Annotated in this window: 6 protein-coding genes; 3 read left to right on the plus strand and 3 right to left on the minus strand. The window is 61.0% G+C overall.

Translation table 11 applies throughout. The annotated features are described in order from the left end of the window. Positions 1 to 14: 14 nt before the first annotated feature. A complete protein-coding gene (locus FJ398_04345; GenBank protein MBM3837185.1) occupies positions 15 to 383 on the plus strand; it encodes a hypothetical protein in 369 nt (122 codons plus the stop codon). A gap of 46 nt (positions 384 to 429) precedes the next feature. Here the strand turns inward: FJ398_04345 and FJ398_04350 are convergent, their stop codons facing one another. After that, complete coding sequence (locus FJ398_04350; GenBank protein MBM3837186.1) at positions 430 to 1,707, minus strand: prepilin-type N-terminal cleavage/methylation domain-containing protein; 1,278 nt, start codon at positions 1,705 to 1,707, stop codon at positions 430 to 432. Between the two features lie 168 nt (positions 1,708 to 1,875). Here FJ398_04350 and FJ398_04355 point away from each other — a divergent pair, with 168 nt between their 5' ends. Together FJ398_04355 and FJ398_04360 are read left to right on the plus strand one after the other, a co-directional pair. Further along, the gene (locus tag FJ398_04355; protein ID MBM3837187.1) at positions 1,876 to 2,400 is read left to right on the plus strand and encodes a hypothetical protein; all 525 of its coding nucleotides are present in this window, start codon (positions 1,876 to 1,878) and stop codon (positions 2,398 to 2,400) included. After that, on the plus strand, positions 2,369 to 2,719 hold the full coding sequence (locus FJ398_04360; GenBank protein MBM3837188.1) for a DUF86 domain-containing protein: 351 nt from the start codon (positions 2,369 to 2,371) through the stop codon (positions 2,717 to 2,719). The genes FJ398_04355 and FJ398_04360 overlap by 32 nt, the downstream gene beginning before the upstream one ends. A gap of 152 nt (positions 2,720 to 2,871) precedes the next feature. On the opposite strand, the gene FJ398_04365 is transcribed toward FJ398_04360, so the two are convergent. Both FJ398_04365 and FJ398_04370 read right to left on the minus strand, forming a co-directional pair. Then, positions 2,872 to 3,156: a hypothetical protein gene (locus tag FJ398_04365; protein MBM3837189.1), complete on the minus strand. Its 285-nt coding sequence runs from the start codon at positions 3,154 to 3,156 to the stop codon at positions 2,872 to 2,874. Further along, the coding region (locus FJ398_04370; GenBank protein ID MBM3837190.1) for a hypothetical protein at positions 3,041 to 6,299 on the minus strand (3,259 nt) is incomplete at its 5' end. The genes FJ398_04365 and FJ398_04370, both read right to left, overlap by 116 nt.

Here is a 6,299-nt window from a genome sequence, read left to right on the forward strand (position 1 = left end):
GCGCGCTTCGCGGCATGAAATGGAAACGGTCGATCAAAGGCAGCGCGCTGAGCCTCGTGGGGTTTCTGTTGTCCCCGCTGTCGGGGTGGAATGACCTGTTCGTCAACGTACCGCTGGCCCTGGCTTTCGCCTGGGTGATCAGCCTTTTTTATCCGCCGGCGTTCTCCGTCTCATTCATTCTCGGCTATTGGATGACGAACGTGCTCGGATTGATTCTCATGCAGAAGGGCGGTGAAGCGTTGCTGTCGGAAAACCCCGGTTCATACAATCGCAAGAAACTGATTCAGGATCTTGCTGTATCACTGGCTTACACGATTGCGATTGCGCTGCTGATCAAGTTCAAGATTGTCGAGCCTCTTCCCAATTATTTCCCGGACCGCTGAGAACCGGCGCCAAGCCGCTTTGCCTGCCTGACTCGCGCAGTCCGTGTCAGCTCAGAAAAGGCAGGGCACAGGCGCGAGCCAAACGGCTCGCCTCGCGCCACCGTCGTTTTCCGTCGTTTCCGCTCGTGTCGAGGAGTTCTTGTTGTTGGCCGTCTTTGGGAGAAAGGCGCAATAAGACAAACCTTTTGCCCTGCACGGCTCCCAGAAAAATTGCGTCTCCTCCTGGTGACCAGCCTGCCGGATAGAACCAAGACTTGCTCTGAAAAACTGACTTAATCTGGCCTCCCGTCGGGGCAACGGACCTCAAAGTGTAAGTCTGATTTGTGGACCTTGGCCCCTCGGCAACGCCGGCCACAAAGACAATCTCATCGGATTTGGGCGGCCATCGATAAGTGTCCAACCAGAACACTTTGTTGGTTCGTGTGGAAAGGTTCTTCGTAACGTTGACTATCGTTCGGGTCTTCAGATTCATGACGTAGAGATTCTGAATGCCGGAAGTGCCGTCGATGTAGGCGACCTTTTCCCCGTCTGGTGAGAACTCGTAGCTGCGTTCGCTGCCTTCGACACGAATGATGTCGAACTTCTTCTCGATGAGTTGCAGTGGCGTCGTTCCCGGGGCTGCCGGCTGAGCTTCGGCTTTGTCTGGCTTTTGGATCGCAGCCCCTTTCCAGAGTTTTTCTGCGCCTCTCTTCGTTTGGGCGACGCTCAACGACGCCAGACCCAATGCGACAACCAGTGTCATGGCCAGGACCGGCCACGGCGGCCTTTTCGTGAAGCGAGCCGTCATGGTGATTCTTCTTTCAGATCGCGTGTTTTTGACTGCGGTGACGGAGCTTGCGCAGTCGCCGCTGTGGCTCGACGGCACGCACTCGTCAAGTCCGTACCGCCGGAAGTCGCGAAACCAAAGCGGTAACTCCTCAGACTTCGTTACCGCAGTCCAGAGCGGTGACTCGCTACGTTCGTCCCCGCACTGCGCGTTTCCGACCACCCAGGAGCCGTCCACGCTTTGCCAGTATCCGAACGGCGCCCCCTCCTTGTTCAGCGGCATGCGATGGTTGTTGTCGTCGGTGTAGAGTTGGAAGGCCAATTGCAGTTGGCGCAGGTTGTTCGCGCAGGCGATGGAGTGCGCCTTGCTCTTGGCTTGTGACATGGCGGGCAGAAGCAAGCCCGCCAGAATCGCGATGATCGCGATCACGACCAGCAGCTCGATCAAGGTGAAGCCGGCCGAAGGCTTTGGATTGTCAGCACGCGTCGGCCCAGGCCGTACCGCCGGAATTCCCGGAGCCAAAGCGGTGACTTCGCAGACTTCGTCACCGCAGTCCATAGCGGTGACTCGCTCTGCCCGTCCCCGCACCTTGGCCCGTCGAAGCACGGCGAAGGCGGCTCCAAACCGCTGGCGTGCCTCCCGCTTCGGCTTGCTGGAAGGAAGGAGGGACGTGGTTTTCATAAGCCGCTGCGAAGTTAATTGTTCAGCATTTGTTCCGTCGTCGCAATGCGCTTCTATTGGGGTATGACGGAAAAGTTTCGGATTGTTACAGGTAGAATATGCGATTCTTTGGCGCAGACGTTTGCCGATCAAATGACCAGCGGCGCAACCCGGCGCGTATCCGGCATCTCGGGGTGCCGCTTGCCTTTCGGTTCTACGCGGACTAACCTCTTTGCCGAATCGAAACTGGATCGAAGCTCTGTGATACCGCTGATCGAACAGAACCGAAACGCGCTCGTCCGCTTGTGCCGGCAGTTCCGCGTTGAGCGACTGGAACTTTTTGGCTCCGCAGCCAAAGGAACCTTCCAGCCGGAGGCCAGCGACGTAGATTTTCTCGTAACGTTTGCCGATGCCCAGCCGGGCACCTACGCGGATCGGTATCTCGGCCTGTTGCTCGCGTTGCAGGAGTTGCTGCAGAAGGAAATTGACCTTGTGACCGAGCGGTCCATCCGCAACCCCTACTTTAGAAAGGCCGTGGACGCGACGCGCCAGCTTATCTATGACGGACGAGGCGAAGAAGCTCTTGCTTGACGTCCTGCTGGCCTGCCAGGCCATCGAGAGCTTCGCGGCAGGCCGGAGCTTCGCCGAATACCAGGCGGACGAGCAATTTCGCGCCGCCACCGAACGCAAGTTTGAGATCATCGGCGAAGCGCTTACCCGTCTGGGCCGGACAGCGCCCCATGCTATCCAGCGGATTTCCGAAGTGCCCGCAATCGTCGCCTTTCGAAACCGGATCACCCACGGCTACGATTCGATTGACGACTTGGTGGTTTGGGACATTGTGCAACAAAAGGTCCCGGTGCTGAAGGCGGAGGTGGAAAAGTTGCTCCGAGAAGGAGAAGACGAGTAGGAGCCGGAGCGCGGACACACTGACGAAAGCCGAGGTCCACCGGGAGGTGTGCGGGCCTGCCGTTTAGGGCTTGCTAAGTTCTGGCGAGGTAAAACGGTCACGCGCGACGCGGTTCTCCACAATCCAATGACGCTGGCGTGTTATCGGAGTTCTCATTCCACCGTCATCGCCATGAGCACGTACGACGCCTCGGTCTTCGCGGACACCAGATCGGCATGCGAAATCTCCCAGTCCGGGTGCGGGTTGGACCAGGTGTATCTGTAAAGCCAGACCGACCAGTGAAGAGAGTTGGCGAACGGGTTGGTGCCGATCCACACGACTTCAGCCTGCTCCGGCGCGTACTCCGGCGCGGACCAATCGCCCCCCACCTGCACCCGGTTTTGGATCGCGAGCTTCTCGGTCTGACCATTCGCATAGGCGACGATCAACGTGGCCAACGATGATCAGGATGCAACCGGGCAAGTTGTTGCCAATGGAAAGCAGCCGCGAACCAATCCAAGGCGCCCGCCGCCGCCTCGGCCTCTTGTTCGTACCACGTTTGGATTTCGGACTTCGGATTTCGGATTTTTGTGTCAAGCGCTCCCAGGCCGCCGTGATCTCCTCCAGCTTTAACGGCGTCCAACCGCCGGTGCTGTCTAGGCGACTGCCCGAAAGGAGCTGAGCCAAGTCCACGGCCTCACGCGCGGTCAAACCGGAGGACGGCAGCTTCACGGTCTTGTAGGCTCTCTCGTCCAGGGTGTATCGGCCTTGCACGAGCGGGGTGACGGGCATGCCGGACGCCGCGTCCCAGACTTGCGCCTTGGCCATCTCCCCTTCGAGAATCACAAAACGGCTTGTCTCGTCGAGCCAGGCTTGCATCGGCACAAGCTTCATGCTGATCGGGTGCAGCGGGATGTCCAGTCCGCTAAGAAGGCTGCGCACACGAATGAGGTTGTTCATTTCTCTTGAGAGCGACACCTCGCTGCGCGCCCCCACTTCGTTGATGGCCGCGGTCTGAAGCGGCTTCAGCGGAACGGGCGGCCCGGCCTCGCGGTGCAGGTCCCAGACATAGACCAGGAACTCCGGATGCCTTGTGAGGAAGTAACGTCCGCTGCCGCTGAACGCGCTCACGCCCCCGCCCATCACGAAACTGATCGGCGGCGTGAGGGGCTGGCCGGTGTCCGCATCCCACACGCGCCGGAGATTGTCCTGCGAGAACGTGAGCACACGCCGTCCGTCGGGGCTAAACATGGCGTACTGGACGATCTGATCGTGCGGGATAGGCGGAGTCAGCGGATTGGCGGTCGCAGCGTCCCAAATCCGCGCCGTGCGATCACGGCCGCAGATGATAAGTCGATCCCCCGCGGGACTGAACGCGGCCGACATAAGAAGCCTCGGGTCCATCAAGGGCTCGCCCACTGGCGCCATTTCAATTTCGGATTTCGAAGGTTGAGCCTCCTCACGTCGGCTGCTACGAGGCTGGTTGGTGGCCCAATTCCAAATCCGCCCGCCGATTACTGCCACGTTGGAGTACGGGCTGACGAAGAAGTTCTCGTTTGCGTCGGGTCCATAAGCTGGAAAAGGCACTGACTTGCCGGTCTGAGTGTCCCACGCAAAATTGCCTTGCGCGCGCGTGAAGAGCCGCGAGCCGTCCGCGCTGAATTGCGCGCGCTCGATTTGGTTGGTGTGGACCAGGCGCGGACCGATTGGCTGGCCGCTCGGTGCGTCCCAGATTTGGAGCTCCTTGTCCTTCGGCTGCGTCAGCAATGTCGTTCCCGTGGGATCGAAGACGGGAGCGAACAGTGCATTCCAGGCGCCTTCGGACCGGTGCGGCAGCGGCGCGCAAATCTCCTGACCGGTTGCCGGATCGAGCAGCCGGGCGGTGTTGTCTAGCAGAAGGACCAGCAGCCGCGCCGCGTTGGGACTGAACGCGACGGAACGCGGGAACGCAGCCAACGGCGGCGTCTTCACCAGGGGTTGGCCGTCCGGAATCCCCCATACGCGCACGGTGCGGTCTGCGCCCACGGTGGCGAGCCGGTTGTCTATCGGGCTGAAGCACGCGGAAGCGATGGGCTGTCCGTCATGCGAGATGATTTGGACCAGTCTCGGGCATTGCTCGAGCACAGCAGCGATGCGCATTTGATGGATGGCTTCTCCCCACGAACCTGGAGACGGACCCCTCACCCCATCCCTCTCCCCTCGGAGGGGAGAGGGTGCCCTTAGGACAGGTGAGGGGTGGTTCAGGGTTTTCAATGAGCGAATGTTTTCCGGGGATTCTCTCTCCGGCGCGAAGCGATCCAAGGCGAGCGCTTCGGCGAACCAGAGCAGCGATTTGAAATAATCGCCCGCCTGCATGAGCTGGACACCAGTCAGCACGTCGAGCCGGGCGACTTGCCGGAGGTTTTCCTGGTTCTTGGTTTCGACCCGGCGCAGTTGCGTCACGATGCCGGTCAGACCCAGCAGGAACATCAGCATCAGCCCCGCCGTCAGGCTGGCAATCACCGGCTTGCGCCGACACCAGCGCTGGGCTTTCTCGACGCGACCGATTGGGCGCGCGAGGATGGGCTCGTCGCGGAGGAAACGCCCCAGTTCATCCGCCAATTCTTGCGCCGTTTGGTAGCGACGGCGCGGCTCCTTCTCCAGGCACTTCAGGCAAATGGTTTCGAGGTCGGGCGGCGCGTTTGGGTTCAACAGCCGCGGTGCGACCACTTCCAGATGCAGGACGGCGGCCATGGTCGCGGCAGCGTTCTCGCCGACGAACGGCGGGGTTCCCGCGAGCAAGTGATAGAGCATCGCGCCGAGCGAATAGACATCGCTGGCTCGGCCCACTTGTCCGCGCCGCACGCCGGCTTGTTCGGGGGGCATGTAGTTGGGCGAGCCAAGAACCTGACCCGACACGGTGATATCCGACTGTGCCTCGATTTGTTTCGCGAGGCCGAAGTCCGTCACGTGGGGCATGCCAGCGGGATCGATCAGGATGTTCGACGGTTTGAGGTCGCGATGCAGGATCCCTTGCTCGTGCGCGTAGTGGATGGTCTCGGCGATGGTTTTCACCCATTCGGCCGCGCGCCGCGGCGAAACCGGTGTCTCGCGGAGCGTCTGGCCAAGATTCTTCCCCTCAACGTAGTCCATCGAGAAGTAGTGAAAGCCCTCGTGTTCGCCGACTTCGTGGATCCCTACGATGTGCGGATGCTGCAAGCGGGCCGCGGCTCGCGCCTCGGCCTGGAAGCGGAGGATGGCGTCCTTGCTCGCGAACTGCGCCGCCAAGATCATCTTCACCGCCACGGTGCGATTCAGGCTGACCTGCCGCGCCCGGAACACGACGCCCATGCCGCCGCGCGCGATCTCCTCGAGCAGTTCGTAGTCGCCGAAGTAGGGCACGCGTCGGAAGTGTTCAGGTTGCCCGAAGACCGGCGCATCCGTTAGGACCGGCTCGGATCCGGCGAGCACGGGCGTCGAGTCCTCGGCTGAAGTGCCTAAGTGGTCCGTTTCGTAAATACGCTCACGTTCGTTGCGCCCAATTTGGCCTGGGGCAAGGCGCGACGAGCGAGCATCCCCCGCCAGTGGGGCTGTGACCGAGGAGCAACGCAGCCCCAGGCAA

This window comes from Verrucomicrobiota bacterium (genome assembly GCA_016871535.1).
Taxonomy (GTDB): Bacteria; Verrucomicrobiota; Verrucomicrobiia; order Limisphaerales; family SIBE01; genus VHCZ01.